The 23,716-nt window shown below is 42.9% G+C and carries 19 protein-coding genes and 1 pseudogene; 5 read left to right on the top strand and 15 right to left on the bottom strand.

The window, feature by feature from the left end; translation table 11 throughout:
* Window positions 1-63: 63 nt before the first annotated feature.
* From SHAL_RS10460 to SHAL_RS10445, 4 genes are read right to left on the bottom strand one after another with little or no spacing between them, the layout of a single operon-like run.
* Window positions 64-1,101, bottom strand: coding sequence for an ABC transporter permease (locus SHAL_RS10460; protein ID WP_012277104.1), 1,038 nt, complete (start codon window positions 1,099-1,101; stop codon window positions 64-66).
* A gap of 9 nt (window positions 1,102-1,110) precedes the next feature.
* The gene (locus SHAL_RS10455) at window positions 1,111-2,595 is read right to left on the bottom strand and encodes a sugar ABC transporter ATP-binding protein (protein WP_012277103.1); all 1,485 of its coding nucleotides are present in this window, start codon (window positions 2,593-2,595) and stop codon (window positions 1,111-1,113) included.
* Complete coding sequence (gene xylB / locus SHAL_RS10450; protein WP_012277102.1) at window positions 2,588-4,135, bottom strand: xylulokinase; 1,548 nt, start codon at window positions 4,133-4,135, stop codon at window positions 2,588-2,590. The genes SHAL_RS10455 and xylB overlap by 8 nt, the downstream gene beginning before the upstream one ends.
* Window positions 4,136-4,138: 3 nt before the next feature.
* Window positions 4,139-5,173 (bottom strand): NAD(P)-dependent alcohol dehydrogenase, encoded by a 1,035-nt coding sequence (locus SHAL_RS10445; RefSeq protein ID WP_012277101.1) that lies wholly within the window; start codon window positions 5,171-5,173, stop codon window positions 4,139-4,141.
* A 334-nt stretch (window positions 5,174-5,507) separates the two neighbouring features.
* On the opposite strand from SHAL_RS10445, the gene SHAL_RS10440 reads away from it, so the two are divergent.
* Together SHAL_RS10440 and SHAL_RS10435 are read left to right on the top strand one after the other, a co-directional pair.
* Window positions 5,508-6,497, top strand: coding sequence for a LacI family DNA-binding transcriptional regulator (locus SHAL_RS10440; protein ID WP_012277100.1), 990 nt, complete (start codon window positions 5,508-5,510; stop codon window positions 6,495-6,497).
* Between the two features lie 262 nt (window positions 6,498-6,759).
* On the top strand, window positions 6,760-8,370 hold the full coding sequence (locus SHAL_RS10435) for an ABC-F family ATPase (RefSeq protein ID WP_012277099.1): 1,611 nt from the start codon (window positions 6,760-6,762) through the stop codon (window positions 8,368-8,370).
* 85 nt (window positions 8,371-8,455) lie between these two features.
* Here the strand turns inward: SHAL_RS10435 and SHAL_RS10430 are convergent, their stop codons facing one another.
* The 3 genes from SHAL_RS10430 to uvrB all read right to left on the bottom strand — a co-directional run bounded on the left by SHAL_RS10430 (window position 8,456) and on the right by uvrB (window position 12,145).
* Window positions 8,456-9,109, bottom strand: coding sequence for a CatB-related O-acetyltransferase (locus SHAL_RS10430; RefSeq protein WP_012277098.1), 654 nt, complete (start codon window positions 9,107-9,109; stop codon window positions 8,456-8,458).
* Window positions 9,109-9,954: a phospholipase A gene (locus SHAL_RS10425; RefSeq protein WP_012277097.1), complete on the bottom strand. Its 846-nt coding sequence runs from the start codon at window positions 9,952-9,954 to the stop codon at window positions 9,109-9,111. Before SHAL_RS10425 ends, SHAL_RS10430 begins: the two co-directional genes overlap by 1 nt.
* 196 nt (window positions 9,955-10,150) lie before the next feature.
* A complete protein-coding gene (gene uvrB / locus SHAL_RS10420; protein ID WP_012277096.1) occupies window positions 10,151-12,145 on the bottom strand; it encodes an excinuclease ABC subunit UvrB in 1,995 nt (664 codons plus the stop codon).
* Between the two features lie 184 nt (window positions 12,146-12,329).
* Between uvrB and SHAL_RS10415 the strand changes: the two genes are divergently transcribed.
* Complete coding sequence (locus tag SHAL_RS10415) at window positions 12,330-12,533, top strand: hypothetical protein (protein WP_041415965.1); 204 nt, start codon at window positions 12,330-12,332, stop codon at window positions 12,531-12,533.
* 11 nt (window positions 12,534-12,544) lie between these two features.
* Here the strand turns inward: SHAL_RS10415 and SHAL_RS10410 are convergent, their stop codons facing one another.
* Complete coding sequence (locus SHAL_RS10410) at window positions 12,545-15,586, bottom strand: UvrD-helicase domain-containing protein (RefSeq protein ID WP_012277094.1); 3,042 nt, start codon at window positions 15,584-15,586, stop codon at window positions 12,545-12,547.
* A gap of 364 nt (window positions 15,587-15,950) precedes the next feature.
* On the opposite strand from SHAL_RS10410, the gene SHAL_RS10405 reads away from it, so the two are divergent.
* A complete protein-coding gene (locus SHAL_RS10405; RefSeq protein ID WP_012277093.1) occupies window positions 15,951-16,292 on the top strand; it encodes a hypothetical protein in 342 nt (113 codons plus the stop codon).
* 367 nt (window positions 16,293-16,659) lie between these two features.
* On the opposite strand, the gene SHAL_RS10400 is transcribed toward SHAL_RS10405, so the two are convergent.
* Entirely contained in the window at window positions 16,660-17,640 is a 981-nt protein-coding gene (locus SHAL_RS10400; RefSeq protein ID WP_012277092.1) for a transposase, read from the bottom strand.
* Window positions 17,641-17,717: 77 nt separating this feature from the next.
* Here SHAL_RS10400 and SHAL_RS10395 point away from each other — a divergent pair.
* A pseudogene (locus tag SHAL_RS10395) lies at window positions 17,718-18,542 on the top strand (IS110 family RNA-guided transposase); the annotation flags it as partial.
* 426 nt (window positions 18,543-18,968) lie between these two features.
* On the opposite strand, the gene SHAL_RS10385 reads toward SHAL_RS10395, so the two are convergent.
* The 6 genes from SHAL_RS10385 to SHAL_RS10375 form a co-directional block, all read right to left on the bottom strand.
* The gene (locus SHAL_RS10385; protein WP_041415962.1) at window positions 18,969-19,244 is read right to left on the bottom strand and encodes a hypothetical protein; all 276 of its coding nucleotides are present in this window, start codon (window positions 19,242-19,244) and stop codon (window positions 18,969-18,971) included.
* 178 nt (window positions 19,245-19,422) lie between these two features.
* A complete protein-coding gene (locus SHAL_RS23245; RefSeq protein ID WP_190273632.1) occupies window positions 19,423-19,584 on the bottom strand; it encodes a hypothetical protein in 162 nt (53 codons plus the stop codon).
* Window positions 19,585-19,788: 204 nt separating this feature from the next.
* A complete protein-coding gene (locus SHAL_RS23655) occupies window positions 19,789-20,130 on the bottom strand; it encodes an ATP-binding cassette domain-containing protein (protein ID WP_398364778.1) in 342 nt (113 codons plus the stop codon).
* Window positions 20,118-21,623, bottom strand: coding sequence for a peptidase domain-containing ABC transporter (locus tag SHAL_RS10380; RefSeq protein WP_398364775.1), 1,506 nt, complete (start codon window positions 21,621-21,623; stop codon window positions 20,118-20,120). Before SHAL_RS10380 ends, SHAL_RS23655 begins: the two co-directional genes overlap by 13 nt.
* Before the next feature lie 40 nt (window positions 21,624-21,663).
* Window positions 21,664-21,948 (bottom strand): cysteine peptidase family C39 domain-containing protein, encoded by a 285-nt coding sequence (locus SHAL_RS23650; protein WP_398364772.1) that lies wholly within the window; start codon window positions 21,946-21,948, stop codon window positions 21,664-21,666.
* Window positions 21,948-23,195: an HlyD family secretion protein gene (locus SHAL_RS10375; protein ID WP_012277090.1), complete on the bottom strand. Its 1,248-nt coding sequence runs from the start codon at window positions 23,193-23,195 to the stop codon at window positions 21,948-21,950. Before SHAL_RS10375 ends, SHAL_RS23650 begins: the two co-directional genes overlap by 1 nt.
* Window positions 23,196-23,716 lie beyond the last annotated feature (521 nt).

Genomic DNA, 23,716 nt, shown 5'->3' with positions numbered 1-23,716 from the left:
TATACCTTTTTTCTTTTATTTTTAACGCACTCTATTTAATTAAGAGTTTTAAATTAAGCGTGTTTAACGAGATTGCTTTCTAGATGGGTCTAGCATCACCGCCGCAACGATGAGCAAGCCTTTAATGATTTGTTGATAGTAAGATTGCACTCCGAGCAGATCTAAACCGTTGTTCATTACACCAATAATCAATACACCAAACAGGGTTCCGGTTAACGTTCCAAGTCCCCCTGCCATTGATGTGCCACCAATAACAACGGCAGCAATAGCATCGAGCTCATAGCCAAAACCTGCGCTTGTTTGAGCAGAGCCTGTGCGCGCGGTAAGGATCAAACCTGCAATGGCCGCCGTCACGCCACACAAGGTATAAACGGCAACCTTGACCTTATGTACGTCGATCCCCGAGGTTTGCGCCGATTTCTCGTTACCGCCCACAGCAAATACATAGCGACCAAAAACCGTCTTATTCAATAAGAACCACGCGGCGGCAAAAATAACCGCAAAAATCACCACGGGTGTCGGTATGCCGAACGTGTAGCTATTACCTAGTGCACGAAACCCGCGATCAAGCGAAGAAACTGGATTGCCGTCAGTCGTCAGCATGGTCATGCCGCGAGCAACAGAAAGCATTCCCATGGTTACGATAAAGGCTTGCAGGCGGAACTTTGAGATAATGTAACCGTTCAAAAAGCCGCAGATGGCACCGATACAGATAGCTACCATTAGCGGCAGAAGGATTGGCGAATCAAAACCACCAATCAACATATTCGATGAGTTGGTAACAAAGCGCGCAGCAACAATACCAGCGAGTGCCAGTACTGAACCCACAGAGAGATCCACGCCAGCCACGATAATCACAAAGGTCATGCCTACGGCTAAAATGCCATTAATAGAGACTTGGCGTAGCACTGACAGTAAGTTAGCTTGAGTCAGAAAATAGTTACTGTCCCACATGCCATTATGGATACAAAGCTCGCCTAAAACAGCAATCGTGGCGCATATAAATAGAAAGGCAAGCACAATGCCATATTTATGCAACACGGGTTTCAGTCGAGTTATTGGCAATCTTAAACTTTTATCTGTAGCAACAGATGTATTCATAAATTTTTCCTAGGAAGCAAGACTTAATAAAAGTTGTTGGGTGGCATCTGACTGCTTTACTTCGCTTATCAGCTCACCATTTTTGAAAATGATAATACGGTCGCTCATACCGATAATTTCGGGAAGCTCAGAGGACACCATAATGATCCCCTTACCTTGTAAAGCTTGTTCAGACATATATTTGTAGATCTCTTTTTTAGCGCCTACATCAATGCCTCTGGTTGGCTCGTCGAGCATCAGTAATTCTGGGTTAGTTAACGACCAACGCCCAAGTACCACCTTCTGCTGATTACCACCTGAAAGGTTGCCAACGATCTGCTCTTTATTAGGGGTCTTAACCTTAAACAGCTCGATCATCGCCTCTATACGTTCACTTTCACGTTTTTCATTCACAATAAATGAGTGAGAGCATTGCTCTAGCGAAGAGATTGAAATGTTATCGCCAACAGAGCTACTGAGAACCAAGCCTGAAGACTTTCTATCTTCAGTGACATAGGCCATACCAGCTGCAATAGCCTGTTTGGGCTTGAGTTTTTTAAACTCAGAATCATTAAAACAGATAGTACCCGTATCGAATTCATCAACACCAAAAATGGCATTAAGCACTTCAGACCGGCCTGAGCCGACTAAGCCATAGATGCCTAATATTTCGCCTTTATTGACCTTGAACGAGATATCGTTGAATTTTTTTGATGTTAAGTTTTTAACTTCCAATAGCAGCTGCTCAGTTGGCTGATTAAACTTAGAGAACTCTTCGTTTATTTGGCCGCCAATGATCTGCTCTATTAACTGCTCTCGATTTATGTCGCTGATCAAGCCTTCACTAATGTAGGTTCCATCGCGAAATACCGTGTAGTTACTGCAAATCTCAAATATTTCAGATAAGCGGTGGGAGACATAAACAATTCCCTTCCCTTTAGCTGCAAGTGACTTAATCGCCTTAAATAATTTTTTTGAGTCCTCTTCGCCAATCGCTGAAGTGGGCTCATCTAAGAAAACAATATTGGCGTTGGAGTGTGATAACGCCTTGGCGATTTCAACCAATTGCTGCTGAGCGACACTCAGGGTATGCAACATGGCATTGACCGGAATATCAAACTCAAGCTCATCCATTAGAATTTGAGCTCTCTGGTTGAGCGTCTTGAAATCCACAATACCGAATCGATTGCGTGGCTCTTGACCTAAATAGATGTTTTCAGCAACGGTTAAGTTGGGGATCATACTCAGCTCCTGCTGAACTATGGTGATCCCCGCTTGTAAGGCTTCTTTCGCGTTGGCGAACACTTTTGTCTCGCCATTTACCACGATGCGGCCTTCGTCCGGCTGCAAAAAGCCCATTACAATGCTCAGAAAAGTACTCTTACCTGCACCATTGCCGCCACATAATGCATGTATTTCGCCCGCATTAAGAGTGAAGTTAATGTGCTTAAGCGCATTAACCTCACCGAAAGACTTTTTAATGGAATTGACTGAGAGTAAAGGAGGCTTATTCATCATAACTCCCAACCTGTTGTCGAGCGTTCAATTGCTGCTCTTTCAACTGAGAGTCGTTCAATTGCGGATATTGATTAAACAGCGTACTCATATAGCGCTGATACGCCATCTCATACTGCTCAACATTGCCAGAAATTGGCAATGTGCGACTGTCTTCATTGAGTACAATCAATTGATCAATAAGACCGGTACCAAGCTCACCATTAAGCGCCCAAGAAGCCTGAATCGCAGCCCCAAGCGCAGCCGCCTCCTCCACCTCAGGGCATATGACCTCGCAGTTCATGGTATCTGCAATCATTTGACGCCATTGACCTGACTTAGCCCCGCCACCAATTAAGCGAATTTGCTCAATATTGATCCCAGCATCACGTAGCAGCTCTAGACCATATTTAAGGCCATACGTCGCACCTTCAACCACCGAGCGTACTAAGTTGTCACGAGTAAAGTTTGCCGCATCTAAGCCATGAATTGAGGCTTTGCCGTCAGGAAGCGCGGGAACACGCTCGCCATTAAAGAATTGCAGGAATGAAATATTACCTGCACCAATGTGGCTCGCTTCAAGAGACTGATTAAATTCAGTCAGGTTCATCGTTAAAACGTCTTGCACTAAACTCGTGGCAGAGGTGACATTCATGGTGCAGATCAGCGGCATCCAACCATTTGAGCTTGAGCAGAAATTAGCGATACTAGGGTGTTTCAGCTCAACGGGTTTATCTGAAAAGGTGTAGATAGTGCCCGACGTTCCCAGTGACATAGTGATGATGCCGTTTTTTACATTGCCGGTGCCGATAGCGCCCATCATATTGTCACCACCACCACAAGAGACCACCACGTTATCATTCAAGCCTAAACGCTCTTTAGCCTGCCCAATAACAACTCCGGCTGGTTTTTCTGCACTATTTAACGCCGGCAACGCCTTAAATAAATTGCCAGTAGGATCGATAACTGAGCAAACATGTTCATCCCAGCAGCGATTACGCACATTAAATAAGCCTGTGCCTGATGCATCACCATATTCAGCGCTTAACTCGCCCGTAAGCCAGAAATTCAGGTAATCATGAGGTAACAAAATATGAGCAATCTTGGCAAAATTTTCCGGCTCATGATTCTTCATCCACAGGATCTTTGATGCGGTATAGCCAGTTTCAACTCGAAGCCCCAACCTATCGATACACGCCTGCTCGCCACCAAGCATCTGTAATAGCTCTGCATTCTCTGGCGCCGTTTCTGTATCACACCAGAGCTTAGCTGGACGGATCACATCACCTTGGCTATCCAATGCAACTAGGCCATGTTGCTGACCAGACACACCTATAGCTGCAATGGTTTTCGGATCTATCTTTGCTGCCGTTATTGCTTTCTCAAAAGCATTAACCATGGCATCAATCCACCATATAGGTTGTTGCTCTCTTCGGCCGTTTGACTGTGAGATCAGTTCATGGGGAGCGGAACACTCGGCCAACACAGTCGATGTGTTTAAATCAACCAGAATGACCTTGGTTCCCTGTGTGCCACAATCGACACCCGCGACAATACTCATCGCTTACTCCATCTCAATCATGATCTTCACATCTGAAGGGTTAGCTTCAAGCGCTCTTGCATAGGCCTTTAGTGAATCTTCAAACTTAAAGGTTTGGCTGATTAACGGCTTAACGTTTAACTTTCCTGAAGCGATAAGATTGATGGTTTTCGGATACATATTGGCGTAGCGGAAAATCGTCTTAAAAGTGATTTCTTTTACCTGAGCCGCAACAATGTCAAACTTAACCGGTTCAACTGGCATGCCCACTAATACCACGGTGCCATTAGGTGCTACATGCTGACAAATATGGGTAATCACCGACTCAACGCCACAACATTCAAACACCACATTCACGCCACGGCCCGCAGTTTTAGCCGCAACAACCTCAGCCACATCTTGGTGTAAGCTATTAACGACAGTAATGCCTTCATAATCATTAACCGTTGCCAGTTTTTCATTGACCACATCAACGACGATCACCTCTGCACAGCCACCGGCTAAAGCAGAAAGTGCGCACATGACGCCAATGGTGCCAGCACCGTAAACTAAACCAATATCGCCAGCTTTTATGTCCGCTTTAGTTACTGCTTGCATACCAATCGCTAACGGCTCAACCATAGCGCCTTCGGCATAGCTCATATGCTCAGGGATCTTAAAAGTGAACGCTGCAGGATGAACAACATACTCTGAACAGCAACCGTCATAAGGCGGTGTTGCCCAAAACTGCACATCGGGATCAAGGTTATAGATCCCTTCCATCGTTTCAGGAGACTGTGGCTGGGGTATGCCTGGCTCCATACACACGCGATCACCTTCTTTGAGATGCTTAACCTTGCTACCTACAGCAGTAATGATGCCAGCAGCCTCATGTCCAAGGATCATTGGCTTTTCAACAATGAAATGTCCAATACGACCATGAGATAAGTAATGAACGTCTGATCCACAAATACCGACAGCCTGAATTTTTATCTTCACATCATTAGCGCCTACCTCTTCTGGAGTGGCGACCTCTTTTAAGACAAGTTCATTTACTTTTTCTAGTACCAAAGCCTTCATGTAATGGTTCCCTCTTTCAAAATTATGTTATCGATGTCATTAACACTTTTTTTAAAGATAATATTTTAGCAAAAATCATTTTGCGCTGATCTTCACAAAACTCCGCAGTTGAAACAGTTAAGTTACAAATAACTGTTTTCTAAAAATAAAACAATGAACCTCCATTTTGTACTTAGAAAAGCAATAAAATGACATCGATAACATTTTATTGCTGTTACATTGACATTAAAACGCATAACATTGGCTTGAGTACGAGTGGTAACAGAAAAAGTGGTACGCTCATTTTGCCGCAGACCTTATAAACAAAACGGTAAAATGGTGCCGGGAACAAAATATGAAGAAAATAAAGTTAGCTGATATCGCCAAGGTAGCAAATGTATCGTCGATAACCGTTAGTAGAGCGTTATCAACACCTGAAAAGGTTAAACCTGCGACTTGTGAAAAGATCCAAAAGATCGCTCAAGAGATGGGCTATATTCCGAATCTTATGGCAAAAGGATTAAAGTCGAAATCTAAAACCATAGGGGTTATCGTCCCAACTATCATCAACCCCTTCTTTGCAAGCGCAGTTAAATCCATTATTCGTAGCGCAAATAAGGCTGGCTATAACTGCCTGTTGTTCAGTTCAGATGAATCACAAAACATCGAGCAAAATGCGGTCAACACCCTCATCAGTTACAATATTGACGGTGTCATCATTGCGGTGATCTCTGAAGATGAACACTACACCCCCTCATACTTTTCAGTCTTAAAAAAACTAGAGGTCCCCGTGGTATTGCTAGATAGACATATCGATGCGCCTCATGTTTGCGGCGTCTATTTAGATAATGTCGATTCAGGTTATAAGCTTGGCAAAGAAGTGATATCAAACAACTTTCAACGAATACTCATCGTATCAGGCTCTGCCAACTCTAAGGTTGCGAATGCAAGATTAGCGGGCCTTAAGATGGCCGCTGAAGAAGTTAATTCAAATACTAGTATTGATATTATAAAAGCCGACTTTAATACCGAGCTGGCAAAGAATTTAGTGCAAACTTACCTTGAGCAACACAAACCTGATGCCATTATTGGTTTAAATAACCAGATAACCCTAGGAGCCTTAGAGGCCAGTGTAGAACATGATTACCAACTTGGGGTTGATATTCATTTCTATAGTATCGATGAAATAAAGACTGCAAAGAACTTCGGCATTTCCATCCCCTGTATCAGACACGATGTAGAAGATTTTGGCTACCATGCGGTGACTCAACTAATTAGAGCAATTGAATCTGAAAAGTGCGACAAATTATCGGATATCATCATTAGAGGCGCAGTCATAAAGTAGTCACTTTGTGATAGTTCACATGAGCTCAGATCAATAACATCCGAAAGTGACTTTAAAGTGAAAAGCAGCAATCGAGATCCTTCTATCAACACGAAAACAAACACAAACAGATAAATAACCTGCTTTACAGTACATGATTGCTCGACATCTAAGCAGCTATATCTGTATAATCCGCGGCTGTTTTGCCTCTCTAACAGGATTACAACTCGTAACCTGTTAACGTCTTTGGCTTTCACTTTTATTAATCACTCAGGATACTCTTTTGATCTCTACCGCAAACATCACGATGCAGTTTGGCCCAGAGCCATTATTCGAAAACATTTCCGCTAAGTTCGGTAACGGCAATCGCTACGGCTTAATCGGCGCAAATGGTTGTGGTAAATCCACCTTCATGAAGATCCTCAGTGGCGAGCTTGCGCCAACCTCGGGTAACGTCTCAATTACTCCGGGTCAAAAAGTCGGTACCTTGAGCCAGAACCAATTCGCATTTGAAGAATACAGCGTTATCGACGCGGTAATTCAAGGCGACGCCAAACTGTGGGAAATCAAGCAAGAACGTGAGCGCATCTATTCACTGCCAGAAATGAGTGAAGAAGATGGTATGAAAGTGGGCGAGCTTGAAAGTGAGTTTGCTGAAATGGACGGTTACAGCGCTGAAAGCCGTGCCGGTGAAATCCTACTTGAAGCGGGTATCGAAGAAGAGTTTCATTTCGGCCTAATGAGCCAAGTTGCGCCAGGTTTTAAATTGCGCGTGCTATTAGCACAGGCATTGTTCTCAAACCCAGATATTTTGCTTCTGGATGAACCAACCAACAACTTGGATATTCACACCATTAACTGGTTGGCTGAAGAACTTAATAAGCGTAAGTGCACCATGATCATCATTTCGCACGACAGACACTTCTTGAACACTGTTTGTACCCATATGGCCGATATCGATTACGGCGAGCTACGTATTTACCCAGGTAACTACGAGTACTTCATGGAAGCGTCTTCACTTATTCAAGAGCAATTGTTAGCCGGTAACGCCAAGAAAAGTGCTGAAATGACTGAGTTACAAGACTTCGTTAACCGTTTCGGTGCTAACGCGTCTAAAGCGAAACAAGCAAGCTCTCGTGCTAAGAAGCTTGAAAAAATCAGCCTAGATGAAGTTAAATCTTCAAGCCGTATGACACCATCACTGCGTTTTGATGATGGTAAGAAGATGCACCGCCAGGCGCTTATTCTTGAAAACGTTGGCCACGGTTTTGACGGCGAAATCCTATTTGAAGGCGGCGAGTTAATCCTTGAAGCTGGCGCTAAGCTTGCGGTTATCGGTGAGAACGGCGTGGGTAAATCAACCTTCTTACGTTGTTTAGTGAATGAATTACAAAACAACGATGGCGTAATCAAGTGGTCTGAGAATGCCTCTATCGGCTATTGCCCGCAGGACAGCAGCAAAGACTTCGATAACGACCTAACTCTATTTGACTGGATGTCACAGTGGCGCCTACCGAAGCATAACGACCTAATGGTACGTGGCATGCTAGGCCGCTTGTTATTTACTGAAGACGATATCAACAAGAAAGCGCGCAACTGTTCAGGTGGAGAGAAAAACCGCCTATTATTCGGCAAGTTAATGATGATGGACATCAACGTACTGGTAATGGATGAGCCAACTAACCACATGGATATGGAAGCGATTGAAGCGTTAAACAATGCACTTAAAGCGTATGAAGGTACGCTGATTTTCGTTAGCCACGACCGTGAGTTTGTTTCATCTTTGGCAACTCGTATTATCGATGTTAAAGACAAGAAGCTAGTTAACTTCCAAGGTACCTTCAACGAGTACATGGCAAGTCAGGCAGAACAAGCTGCTCAAAAATTAGCGTAATCGATATCTCTTGAATACGGCGATGTAAAATACCCCGTAAACCCCATAATAAAATGGCGCTAACCCCAGTGGTTAGCGCCATTTTTTATTTCATTTGCTCTAGATAATATTGATGCAAAGCGTCGATATCACCACTGCATAGAATAGGCATCGCAACTTGAAGCTTTTCTAACGGCCAATCCCACCACTTTATCTGTTGTAGTTTTTCGACTGACTCACTGGGAAATCGCTGCTTCACCAGTTTATTACTGCCCACCACCACACTGTAAGGCGCGACATCTTTACTGATCACAGCCCTCGCCCCAATCACCGCGCCATCACCTATGGTCACACCAGGCATGATCATCGCTTCACTACCGATCCATACATCGTTGCCAATAACCGTATCGCCAGCGCGCTCAAAGCCACTCTTCACCCCATCACCAAACTCTTCGGCTGAGAAAGGATAGGTTGAGATCCAATCGAGCCGATGGCCCTGATTACCGGCCAGCATAAAACACGCGCCCGAGGCGATAGCGCAGAACTTACCGATAATGAGCTTATCGACTTCACCAAATACCCCAGCCTCCCACACATCGATGGTTGAGTCATCACCGAGTAGATAACGCACCGCTTGATCTTCAAACGACTTCCCGTGATAAAAGCCCGAATAGTAAGAATACTCACCGACTTGGATATTGGGGTTAACAATTTGTTCTTTTAGCTTTTTAGACTCTAACCAGCTTGTAAAGGTGTTCATTAAAGTGCAATACCAATGCCTACAGCATTATCAAAATGATTATAATCAGAGATGGTTAGTCCATATCCACTTTGCAGTTTCAAGTAGCCTCTTAACCCTTTATATATTGGAAAGCGCCAGCTCAACTCCTCATAGCCCTTAGAAAAGCCACTTTCTACAAGGTTACGTAGTGTTAAACTCACTTGGTGCTCGCCAAAGTACCAGTCGCCTTTTACCGAACCATAACCCATATAGTCTTCAATATCTGGATTATAATCAGTACTTGAAAAATCTGTTCTTAGCCAAGGTTTTATGCTTACCTCAAGATCGCTAAATGCTAAAGAAAACTCCAAATAAACTCGGTTCCAACTCCGCTCATAAACACCACCCTTACCATTCGATTGGTGCTCGAAACCTACGCTAGTGCTTTGCCAAGTATCACTTTCGTCTGAGTGCTGCCAAAACCAAAATACTTGTGGCTGATATTGTGAGTCACGGAAATAGGCTGACTTGTCATAAGCTTGCCAATTAGATATTTGGCTGTAAGCGATATAAAAGCCGTCATTATCGGTGAAGAGGTTATTAGCAATGCCATATTTCAGACTGAACTGAAACTGGAGATTGGTGTTACTGATCTCTTCTTTGTTTGGGTTTTGAGGAGCGTAGTAAGATTGATTTGCTGCTTGAGTTTGATAAACAGGCAGGATGAAATTATTGTCAAATGTCGTCAGTTTATAGAGGTCTTCTAGTGGCGTTAACCCAGCGACGCCCGTGATATCCTTGCTAATAGTGCTCTGCTCTTTTGCCTGTAGTGGCCCTGCGACCACTAAGCTCGCTAGCAATATGATATTAGTTTTGTGCTTCAAGTTATTTTCTCCCTATCAGATAAGCGCCTCGTACCATAAAAAGACACTGGGGCGCTTTATTCAAACCTACCTCTACGCCCTAATATATTAGATTAATTTTTGTTTTTATAGCGTTAATCGCTTATTCCACCTCTTAATTATTCTGAAAATCACATTAATTTGGTATATACATAAGCACCGGAGTAAACTCTATCCCTTACATATAGATAAACTGGCGATATAGCACAATCAGCTGCTCTCTAATAAGCTTGGCTTGCTCGGCGCCCTCTTCATCCACCAACTGCAGTAACTCCTTCTCTTTTGCGGTGATCTGTCGGCACAGCTCAGATAGACTTTCACAAAATTTAGCTCTGTCTACCGAGCCGACAACTACATGAGCTTGGTCGCCTGAATCGAGTTTTCGCTTAGATGAACTAGGCACTATGCCGTTAGCCATGTTATACAGCATCTGATGGCCTCGGCGCTCGGAAGACTCATCTATGGCTTTTTGCATTGCAAAAGTCATTTTGTCGGCATATAAGATAGCCTTACCATTTTCATTACGGGCGGCTCGCCCGATAATCTGGATAAGTGCCTGCTCGGAGCGTAAAAAGCCTGCATGATCGGCATCGAGCACTGCCACCAGCGATGCTTCCGGAATATCCAAGCCTTCTCGTAATAGGTTAATTCCGATTAGCACATCAAGCTCACCGGCACGAAGCGCATTAATGATCTCGACTCTGTCATTGGTTTTAACGTCTGAGTGCAAGTAACTGACCTTTATCCCTCTTGCGGCGATAAAGTCGTTTAATGCCTCTGCACTTTTCTTGGTTAAGGTGGTTACTAGTGTCCGCTCGTTACGCGCCACTCTTAGCTCTATCTCCTTTACTAAATCCTTAAGGTTATTCTCTGAGGGACGTATTTCAATTTCAGGATCCAGTAGCCCTGTCGGGCGGATGATCTGCTTAAAAATATGTGAGTTGGATTTTGACAGTTCATAACGGCCCGGCGTAGCGGAAACAAAAATGGTTTGTGGTTTGATGCTCTCAAACTCATCAAAGCTCAGCGGTCGATTATTTCGGGCGGAGGGAAGACGGAAACCAAAATCGATTAAGGTATTTTTCCTGCTTTGATCGCTCTTATACATCGCCGATATTTGCGGCACCATCACATGGGATTCGTCGATAAACAGTAAGCCATCTTTAGGTAGGTAATCGAACAGTGTGGTTGGCGGCAGCTTAGGATCGCGCTGATTTAGATAGGATGCATAATTTTCTATGCCGGGACAATAACCTTGTAGGCGAAGTAGCTCGAGATCCGATACCGTCCGCTCATACAATCTCGCCGCCTCGGTCAACCTATTTTCAGCGGAGAGTGAAGCAACCTGCAGCTCCATATCTTTCATGATCTGCTCACAAGCCAAATCCACCTGCTCGACAGACACCGAGTACAACGTTTTTGGCGACACATAATATTCGTCCACATCTGCTAGTTTTTCACCGCTGACGGCATCGATCCAATAGAGCTTATTTAGATGGCCATCATCGAGTTCAAGGGTCAGTGCCTTATGCTCAGAGTCTGCAGGAAATATATCAACCGCTCCATCGCGCACTAAAAATGTCGCCCGCTTGATGGTGCGATTACAACGGCCATACTGCAGCCGTTCTAATCGCTCGATTAACTCTTCAGTTTCAATCGCCTGCCCTAGGCTGAGCTTAACCTGTAAGGAGCGGTATGCATCAGGATCGCCAAGGCCATATACCGATGATACCGACGCCACAACAATAACGTCTCTGCGTTCTATTAATGCTTTGGTCGTTGATAAACGTAAACGCTCTAAATGTGCGTTAATGGCAGAATCTTTACGAATAAAACGATCACTACCTGGAAGGTACACTTCGGGCTGATAATAATCATAATAAGAAACAAAGAACTCGACGGCATTTTCGGGGAAAAAATGTCTCATTTCACTATAGAGCTGAGCGGCTAATGTCTTGTTATGCGCCAAAATAATCGTAGGACGTTTTAACCTATGGATTATGTTGGCAACCGTGAATGTTTTACCGGATCCCGTCACGCCTTTTAATGTCTGGTGAGAGGCTCCGCTTTCTATCCCATCAATTAAGCGGGCAATGGCTTCAGGTTGATCACCTGACGGGAGATAACTTGAGTGTAGGATAAACTTGTTTTGAGAAAGTAGAGAGTTGGACATAAGAGTGAGCCTTTAATAAAGTCTGAGTGCCTGATATTAAAACCCGCTAAGCAACTGCTTAGTATAACGATTAAGTATCAAGCTTAGTCGATTTATTGACTGTTTTCTCATTCCATTTATGACTCAATTTAAGAGTTCATTTAAGAGTTCATTTAAGAATCGATATAAAAATGCGTTAATTGATATGAAACTGGCCTCTGCCAATTATCGACTCAAAAAAATCACACCAAAACCAAGTGCTGCACACCATAAAATAAGGCGTAAAAATATTAAAAATATCTTTCTGCCCACTAAAAACCGAGCCAACCCACAAGTTCCAGTCAAAAATATTGATGGCGATAATTGGCAGATAAAGAGTTGGCGCATAACTAAACGAATCAACGTTTAGTTATGCCTCAATCAAGCCGCGGTTCCCAGTACTTTATCGACTCGATGCTCTGCCAAATTACATGTGTACTGACAGCTGTTTTTGTCGTCTCTTTTATGTCCACTACATGCCAAAAACGACTTTCCGCTTTTACTATTGGTCCGCACAACCAACTTACCCGAAATACACTCGGGGCAAACTGGTAGCCGATGGCCACATTTTTCACTGCTGCAAAAATGATGAGTTTCATTGCGAAGCATAGGCGCACTGTTACAAACAGAGCAGGCGTCAATCTTAGTGTCACAATAATCTTGTCCTAGAGAGCAGGTGTAAAACAGACCAAAGCGCCCCTCTCTAGGAATAAGCTTGCCCTCTTTGCACTGTGGACAACACAAAGACTCGTTGTACATAGGTGCTAAATCACTTAAGTAACAACGCACATCGCCTCCATAACTGCGTAGTTCTTTAACAAATACCGACTCTTTGCCCAGTTCTGCCTGCACAAATACCGTTTGCTTAGCTCGCGATAACGCCACATAAAACAAGCGGCGCTCCTCGGTATCGGCGTAATTATCGAGTTGGGGCAGCAAGGTCTCCAAGATAGGATCGCTGTCTATCTTGCACGGAAAACCGTATTTATCGTCATTCACATCCAAGACAATCACAAAATCGGCCTGCTTACCTTTAGAGGCATGAGCAGAGAAACCAGAAATTGAAAGCTGCGGATAACGCTTCTGCCATACACTCAAATCTTTCAACGAGCTCTTAAAGCGACTAATCAACATCACGCTGACTGCCTCGCAATCAATATCAGCCCGAGTCTTATCTGTCACCTCCATAATGCTGGCAAAGGTTTGTTCTATTGCTATCTGTTTATTATTAACCAACAAGCACACTTCAGGATTATCGCTTTGGCTATGCGTCTTCAGTTGCTTCTTTAGCTGGGCAGGATTTGCCTGGATAAACCTTGAAGCCACCTTTTCAATGCGGTTATTAAATCTAAAGGTTTTATCAAGCATAATTGTTTGGGTTGCACCAAAGGTAGGTTCAAACTCTGTGGTTAAACTAAGATCGCTACCCGTGAAACGATAGATAGCCTGCCAATCGTCACCGACACAGAACAGTGCACAACCGGGATTAGAATCCCTCAATGCCTTAACTAAATCAGCTCGCTCATGAGAGATATCTTGAAACTCATCCACCATGATGTATTTATACCGAAAACGTTCGGCAGTTTTTTGATGAAAATCTTTTTCCCGAGCCATATTTAATGCCTGGGCGATCATATCTGAAAAATCTAAGGTGTTATGCGCGGTTAATTGGGCTTGGTAACGTGTAATAACCCAGCTAAAAAGATGTAAAAAAGCCTGCCATCTTAGCTGATTATAATGTGCTGAATGTTTAGCTGTCGTTTTAGACTTAAGCTTACTGTTCGGCTTTGTGTTCGACTTACTATTCGAATTAGTATTAGGCAGCTTCATCGATTCAAGTTTGGACAAGGTCATGCCCGATGACTTAAACAGGTTAACAAAACTCGCCATTAATCGGCTAACGTTACGGTAGATCCCTAGAGCCTTAACTTGCGCAAACACCGCCTCAGGAGAGATAGGTTTAAATAGCTCACTTTGACTTATGTCAAGTTGCTCACAGCGCTTACATAACAACGCTTCTAGCTCCTTCTCTAAGGCGCCATTCTCGGCTTGCCAACTGAAGGTTTGCATCAAGCAGGTGTTATGACGTTTATGCAGCGCAATCTTCCATTCGCGACTCTGGTTATAGGTATCTTTATCAATATCAGGGCGTGTGTTGCCCAGCTTATCAATACCAAAGTGTTCTAAATATGCATCAAGTACCGGAATATAAAAGTCAGGTTGATAAACACTCTTGCCCGGCTCAGTAACCGGCACGCGATACTTAGGCTCATACTCAAACTCAATGCCGTGAGTGTAAAGGTAATTGCAGATAGTCAGTTCTTGAAAACTTTTAACCAGATCACCAGATAGCGCCCTTATCTCATTATTCTTAAGATAAGCCCGATATTGTCCATCAGATTTAAACGCCAACTCATTCACTTGTGGGTAAAGATAACGACCAAAGTAATCGGCAACGGGATCGGCCATTTGGGGATCGGCAACAATTTGATCGATCTGTTGATCAATAAATTGAGTAAATTGCTTTTCATCACGGGCCAGTACCGACACTTGGCTTGAGCGGTTTAAATAGTACTCAATGATCTCTTTGCCCAATGCATGAAAGGTGCTGACTTTTATCGCCGTTAACGCCCCGGAGCCCCCTGCGATTGAACTCACTCGCTGCTCAAGCTCTACTTGTGCGTCTTTGCCATAAGCCAACATTAATATGTCTTGCGGTTGCGCTAAACCTTGATTGACTAGATAGGCAGCTTTAGCCGCCATGGTGCTGGTTTTACCAGTGCCCGCACCAGCAATGACCAAGGTGTTATTCTCATCCACCACACAGGCCTCTCGCTGAAATTGAGTGAGAGGATTAGCTTCTAACGAATCAAATAAGTTCTTATATGCATCTAGCTGCTTATCCTGCCACCACTGGTTGTATCTTTCGGTAAAAATATCGGGTTGCTTAATAAACTTCGCCAGACGGCAGTTGAGTTTACTGGTATCAAAACCCAGAGTCGTAAAATGTTCACTAAGATTAAAAGCGTCCAGCGCCCCTCTATATTCGCTCTGTAAGAGAGTTTTATCAGAGTCTCGCAAATAACGTTGATGTAGGCCAAATACCCTATCAAACCGAGTAACGTCTACCAGCAAGTTATCGAAGCTGAGCTGCAATGCAGTGCGACAAAAGGCAATACGGTTATTAAGTGCCGTTCTAAACAAAGGCTTGCTATCGACAAAACGAAAGAAACCAAAGCGCTTGTCTCCCCAAATCAATGTTTGGGTAAACCAGCCTTGTGTCACCTCAACGGTTTTATCAATCTCTGGATACGGATAAAGCCTGCCGTTAATCGTTAAACCTTGCTCACATAGATGCGCGCTATTACAGAAAAATATCCCCTGCAGAAAACCGAACTCAACAGAATGTAGCCTAAGCTCCATTTACAACCTCTGATTGGCAAATTACCGCGGCATAGTATCAAGTTATGCCTAGCGCAAATAGCGAAAATACGGCTATATCTGTAAAAACGACGGCCGCTAAGAGTGAATAAATAGTCTATAAAATCAGCGTGCTAAATGAATCGCCCCTTTTTAGTTTTTTTTACATATAAAAACAGCGTTTCAATCGTGATAAACCACACAAAAACGAAGCGAAAACCACTAATTAAGCTTAGAGTCACATACCTAATAATAAGTAAATGCTAGCCTCTGTAACAGTTCATAGCACGCCACAAATAATAGAAATGCTATGCCATATCATCTAGATAACAGATCCATTGATGGAATGAAAAAAGGGTTCACCATAATGAAAAAAGTACTAATTGCTGGTCTTGTAAGCTGTTTATTCGCAGGTACCGCTGCCGCAGAAAGCCTAGACAAAGACACAGCGCTTGGCATGGCAAGGCTCATGATTTGTACAACCTTCTATGCAGAGCAAGATATGCAAATTGAGGGCAGCATCGTAGGCCAATCTATGATGGCTCACAAAAACGCTGGCATTGAAGAGATGATCATGTCAAAAGAGACCAGCAAAGCACTAGATGCATACATGGTTCAGTTCAATGCGTCGAGTAAAGAGCAGCAAGTCAAACTATGTGATGAAGCGATTAAATTCGCGCGTGAAAGTGACTTTGTCACAGCTGAATAGGTCATAGCTAGAACTAACCAGACGCAAAACTTAAGTTTACGCCTGAATAAAAATGATAACCCCGAAAGGGGTTATCTTGTTTAATCGCCTCATCGCCCTACTACCTCAACAAAAAAGAACAAAAGAAAAGAACAAAGCCACCCATTTTATTTCTATCTTTTGAAACTCCAACGCTCAACCTAGAAGTGCACCACTCTGGCGTTCTAATCCGACAGTTTTCACCGCATTTGAGTCAAGATGATAGTGATTATTGCCATCAACACATCAATTTTCAGCCCATACCCACCAAATCAAGCAGCTGAAATACCGAACTTGAGTTCGGTTAACTATGCAATGCTAAATATGGTTATCTAATTTGGCAGTTAAGCTAAGCGCTATCTAACCAGCGATGGCAGTTAGCTGCGCCTTGCCTTCGCTTACGCTGTAAATGCTCACAATAAGCAGCAAGCTCTTGAATCTTTCCTGCTGGACCTTTAAATAACAGACCAAATTCACTGCTCAGTTTTAGCCAGTTTTCCTGAGGTATATTAAGCCTGCCAAGCAGGTTTTGTGATCTCTGACTAATCACACCACGTTTATCACTTCTGAGGATTCGGCTTGTATCATCAACCAGTTGTAGATAATCCTTGGCCGTAAACACTAAACCTTTAGGCATATCTTTACGATCGATTCCAACAAAAGACAATAGTGAACTTGGTTGCTCACCTTTCATGGCGGCTTGAATGCGTTTCTGAATACTGGTGAAATCTGAAGTAGCTGGCGTCTTGGCTATTTTTGCTCGAATTGGGTTAAGGTCAACGTAAGCCATACATGCTAGTACAGCAGCATCATCAAGCAACGCTTGAGATTTAAAGCGTCCCTCCCAAAATCGTCCTTTGCATTTATCCTCTGCATTCGCTTTTCGTGCAATAGGCTCATTCAAAGCTCGCATAAACCATGAGATATCCATTAATCTTAAACGGTACTCTTTTATCCGTTTATTGATAATAATTTGTTGATAAGATTCAAGAAATCCGCCTTTCATAAAGCTATAATTAAGGCTATCGCCTTTAAAAAGCTTTTGCCATTGAGTAACCACATCAATATCTGACCAGCTCCGAACCAACTCATCATCGATTCTTAATACTAGATGTAGATGATTGCTCATGACTGCATAAGCACAAATATCAATCGCGAATACAGCGGCTAATTCTAATAGTCTACTCTCAACCCAATCACGTCGATGCTCATAGGACTGACCGGTATAATGATCAACTCCACACAAGAATGCCTTTCTAACACAACGAGATACGCAATGATAAAATGGCGTATCTTCTAGGCTAATTATTGCTTTTCTTGGTGTCGGCATAACCCTCTCCACTCAATAGCTTTACTTAAGCCTAGTCAATAAAGTTACCGATAACAATTCTGGGTGTCTTGGTTACTCTTAAGATGATCCCCGCTCAACATGTCACCCCATTTGTTCGTGGCAATAAGAATGACTGTAACGATGCTCTCGCTATTTTTGAGGCAAGCTCAAGACCTAATATTCGCTTTGTCCCTGTAAAAACAGAGGGGCAACAAGAAGTCATGATGATGCATCGGATTAGAGAGCGTTTAATCAAACAACGTGTTGCTATCACCAATCAAACTCGAGGTCTGTTAGTTGATTTTGGCATTATTTTTCAACAAGGATTTACAGCCTTTGAACAAAACATGTGGCAGATTATTAATGATAGTGAACAAAGGCCAGTACTGAAGTTCCTCATTAACCAAGCCTATGATGAATACCTATACGTAAGCCGACAGCTTAAAGAGCTCAATAAACTAATCAGGAAAAAATTGGAGCAAACTCCATCAGGAAAGATTTTGCTCAGTATGTCAGGTATCGGTCACGTGATAGCCTCTGCTTTTGAAGCCAGCATCGATAAGGCACAAGCCTTTAACACCCCCAAAGAACTTGCCGTGTGGCTTGGTCTCACCCCAAAACAATATGCCTCAGGTAACAAGAGCAAGCTTTATGGGATCACCAAGCGCGGTGACGGCTATTTACGAAAGCAGTTAATACATGGTGCTAGAACGGTTGTTTGCCATTCCCACAAAAAAGACGATGTGCTTAACCGATGGATAAACCAGCTTAAAGAACGGGTATGCTTTAACAAAGCTGTTGTGGCCACTGCACATAAGCTCGCTCGGTTGATGTGGGTGTTACTCTGGAAACAAGCTATGTATCAGGCTCTGCAAGGGCTAGAAACAAAGGCAATACCATGAGACTAACAGTATTGTATGTTATCGACTATCAAGTAAAGCTCGCTCAAGACAAGGGTCAATACGGAGCCCAACTGGGTGTTCGCTATTTTAGGGTGTGTAGGTACCAAATTCATCAGGGGCGCAGGCAAGAGCTTGTTAAGCCCGCCTCTAATTTTATCAATAAGGTCAGCACTATAGCTTTTAAAAGCGTTGCTTAAAGCGAAAAGAGTCAGTCAATTAGCACTACACTGGAGCCAAGAATAAATAGAAACTAAGGCAAAACAGCCTCGGTTAGCGAAGTACTGTCTTGACTAACCGGGAGCGTCCATATATGTCTTGGTTACTTCTATATTACTCATATGTTATTCTTGCTATTTCTTCTTGGTTATTTCTGTTATTTTAACTAATTGGGATCGTCCATATATGTGTTCCTTATTTTTTGTTACATCAATCAATTCGCTTTAAAAAATATCCAGAAACAAACCATGAACTAATCCCCGCGGTCAAAGTCGCAACACCAACTTCATTTTCAGTCGCGCTAAGTATAAGGCTAAAAAACAACATGGTTACCACGGTGAAAAACAATGTTATAAACAAATGAGTATATACTCCTTTTGCATGTGAAAATATCGAGGTGTCATTTTTAGATTGTCGAGTTCTTTCCCAAGTAACTATAGCTATACCCGCAAGTATAAAATAAAAGAACAATTCAATAAAAAACATATACAATCCTTATTTGAGCAGGTTCAAAACGAGAACCTGCTGTCATTTCTACTTATATTTTATATACAGCTTTTTTGCTATACTTCCAACGAAATAACCAGCAACAAAAGCTGGCCATACTCCGCCATTTACTGATTTACACTCACTTATAGTTAACTCTTGCATAAGTTCCCCCTTATTACTCAGCCATCCAGGCAATAAATGCCCCTGCAGCGAAACCTATTGCTTTTGCACCATATTTTCTTGCCATCAAAACTCCAACAATAACAACAGCTGGGTTCCCACCATTAACCTGCTCAATTTCATCCAGTGTTAACTCTTTCATTTTAGAAACTTGCATAATATCTTCCTTAATTTAAACTCTTTAACGTTATGTTTGCCTAAATGATTAGCTACTCGATAACAGCAGCCAAACCTTAAGCGACTGACCAAGGGCGCGGTTTCCCGCTAAAGTTGCCGCGTCCTTGTTTTTAACTAATGAAATACTCGGTTATTTTTATACCAAAGACTCCATCAATCAAAATTCTTTTCCCCTTAAAATGTGCTATTGCCCGCCCTCAGCTAACTGCTGCATCTCTTCAGGCGTATACACCTTACCTTGGTGCATCACTACGACTCGCTGCGCTTGCTTTATGGTTTCTGGCCTATGAGCAATGATGACTCGGGTCATATTAAGCTGCTTTATCTGCTCGCTAATTTTTGCTTCATTGTCGATGTCCAGATGACTGGTAGCCTCATCCATAAACAGTAAACTAGGTTGCTGATACAAAGCCCTTGCCAGCAATAACCGCTGCACTTGCCCACCTGAGAACTGACTGCCCATATCCCCCACTAGCGTGTTATAGCCCATGGTCATCTTGCTAATGTCGTGTTCTATTGCGCGCATTGCTGCATGCGCAAATAGTTCGGCTCAGGGTCAAAGAAGGTTAAGTTGTCCGCGATAGAACCAGACAAGAGCGTGTCATCTTGCATCACTGCAGCTATTTGCTGGCGGTACTGAGTTAAGCCGATTTGAGTGATGTCTTGACCATCGAGTAAGATTCGTCCTTTCGTCGGAGTTAATAGACCTAGCATCAATTTAACTAAGGTAGTTTTACCGCAGCCAGACTCTCCCACAATAGCAACTGACTCGTTGGCATTGACGGTTAGCGACACAGCGTTAATCACATCTGGCTCATTATCAGCATAGCGATAACTCACCCGCTCGAGTGTTAGCTTACCGACCACGTTATTGAGTTGCAGGTTGCTATCACGATTCGCTTCTTGCTCATGCAAGGCAATATCTGAGATACGGTCAAGATGTAGGCGCAGCATACGAAACAAGATAAGCTGCTCAATCAAGCTGGCAAAACGTTCTGTTAATTGATTTTTGTAAGCGATAAAGGCCAAAACCATACCAATGGTTAAGCCGCCACTCATCACAATGGTTGCAGCTAAGTAGATAACGATAATGTTCTCAATACCAAATAGCAGTTTATTGGCGGCATCAAAGCTTATATTGAGCTTACCTAAGCGGATATCTGCATTTATCACTTCGCTATAGCGGTTTTGCCACACACTTTGTCTTTGTGCCTCGCAGGTAAATAGCTTGATGGTTTGTATACCGCGAATGTTTTCTAAAAAATTAGTCTGTTCTTTAGCGCTTGCTTGAATCGACTCTTCCGTTGCGCGGTGTAATGGTCGATACAGTGCCAGTCGCAATATCGCGTATATGGCAATCGCAGCGACTACGACTAACGTTAGTTTTACACTATAAACTAACATCATGATTAACACGGCAATTGACATGACACCATCAACCACGGTTTCAACCAAGCCTGTTGTTAGTCGTTCACGTACCTGAGCTAACGAGCCAAAGCGTGATACTAAATCACCAATGTGGCGCTTCTCGAAATAGCTCATTGGCAGCTTCAACAGGTGCTGCAATAAATTCACGCCCATCTGCATATTGAGTAAGCTTGAAACTCTCAGTACCAACCAACTGCGCACACCAGTCGTCACCACATTGATTATAGCGAGCAATCCAAAACCAATAGCGAGTACCACGAGCAGTGCTTTGTCGTGGCTAATCAATACCTCATCGACCACCCACCGCATATAGTAAGGTGTAACTAGGGCGAAAACTTGCAGCAATATCGATAACACAAATAAAGTGATTAAGGTTTTAGCTAACCCCGTCATTTTGCTCCACAGCTGCGATAATCGCATCTGCTGGCGCTCATCTTGTTGCTGAAAACCTTTTGTCGGCGTAAGTTCAAGCGCAATACCAGTAAAGTGCTCGGTGAACTCTTTTAGGGTTAATTTCCTTTTGCCTAAAGCCGGGTCGTTTATTGTGACACCTGACTTTGTAACACCAGTGAGCACCACAAAATGGTTCATGTCCCAGTGCAATACGCAAGGCAAGGACAGTTTACCGACCTCATTCTATTGGGCATTTAAGTGCTCGGCTAGCTAGCCCCATACTGTCACTGAGCGTAATGAGCTGCTGTAAGTTCATGCCCTTCAAGTCTGCGGTGAAGCGCTTTCTTAAGGCAACCATATCGAGCTTATGACCATGAAAGCTAGCAATCATCGCCACACAAGCAAGGCCACACTCTGCCATCTCGGCCTGCAAAATGAGTGGAACACGTGTTTTACCCGAAAACTCTAATAGCTCTATAGGATCGGATGGAGGATTGATGTTATCTGGAGACTTAGCAACCATTAGCCAACCCTCCCTTGCAAGCTATAGATTGGATCGAGTAACCAATCCAGTAAGCTACGCCTATCAAGCACAATATCAGCCTCGAGTAACATACCGCTTTTTAGGGGAAAGCTATCGCTATAAGCCAACATATCCTGTTTCGATAACTGGGTTCTAATGCGGTATACCGGCTCAGATAAAGCAACGGGCACTTTAGCCTCACCATCAAGCAATAATGCTTTATCGATGCGAGAAACGCGACTTTCTAAAAATCCAAAACGTTGATAGGGAATGGCATCGAAACGCAGCCTTGCTTCATCGCCTGATTTAACAAAACCCGCGCTTCGGGTCGGAAGCAGTAACTCAGCGACCAACAGTGCTCCTTGGGGGATAAGGCTCATTAAGGGACGATTTGTAGCAATAAACTCGCCCTCGACAATTTGAATAGAGGCAACTGTTCCGGCTTCAGCTGCACGAATAACAAAGCGGTAGCTGTTTTCTGTTTCATCTATTTGGCGTTTAAGCTCCGAGCGGCGTCTTTCAATATCACCGTCTTTAAGTACAAACTGACTCGGTAATATATCCAATTCAGACAGTGCATCATTAAGCTGGCTTCGTATTTGTACTTGGTTAGACTTAAGGTTTTCTATCTCTTGCCTTACTGCGATTAGCTTTTGTTGCTGAGATTGGTAGTCTAGCGTCGATAAATAACCATCATCAAACAGCTTTTGATGCTGGGTCTGTTGTTTAACTTGCAGTGCCAACTTTTCAGTTAGCAGGGCTTCTAAATTTACAGACACGTTTAACGCCTGCTTATTATCTGTAATGGAATTTTTTAGACGTTGGGTCTCTTTTGCTAATAAAGACTGGTTAACTTTTTGCTCGGTCGTTAATAAAGTAAGCTGTAGCTTAAGCTCATCTATTAACGACTCACTCAGTTCTTCACCTGAAAGCATGCTGCGACTTAACACTATGGTCGCTAATGGCGAGCCTTTTTTAATTATGTCGCCTTCAGACACATGCAGTACATCGATATTGCCACTGCGATTAGCATAGGTTTTAATTAAACCTTTGTCTGGCACTAAATAACCACGAACGGTTTCTTTACGAGCGTAATGAGACAAAGAGAGGAAGAAGACAATGGCTACAATAATGACAAGTAAAACAGTTGCAGATACATAGATACTAATAGGCTGCGCCAATGACACATCACCATGTAACTTTTGCTTTTGCGCCTCAACGGCCTGCTGACGAAATAACCCTGACATTTAACTTCCATGTTATAAAATAAGGTCAAATCCTATTGACCTATATACCATCTATCTACTACATAATTAAAGCTAACTGATATATAATAAATAAAGCACAGCAAAAGCTGAATTGCAATAAATCGAAGTTAAAAATTCAAATATAAGACATGCCAAAATACTGACCACAACTAACCTTAATCTAATTATAGTTCATATCTTTTACTTAAATGAACAATAGTAAGGTCCTTGATAGTAGGCTACTGGCTTAAATTACGTAGAATATAGTCTTTTCGACCCATTAACTTCACAGCACCATTTTTTTGACATATTAAAATTGTTTTTTATCGGAACATACTCAACGGATATATATCGATACCCCATCAAGCATGAGTCAAACGTCCCATTCTCATACACGCTAAATACACTTTCTCACCTACATCTCACATTAAACCTCAGGATTTAAGGATTCGGATAATTTGCTTCATTTGTCGTCTATAGATCACGATTTCAAGCTCTTATACATACGGTTCGACCGTTTC

Source organism: Shewanella halifaxensis HAW-EB4 (genome assembly GCF_000019185.1).
Lineage (GTDB): Bacteria > Pseudomonadota > Gammaproteobacteria > Enterobacterales > Shewanellaceae > Shewanella > Shewanella halifaxensis.
Note: the sequence above shows the minus strand (reverse complement) of the source record. Positions and strands in the feature narration are given on the sequence as shown.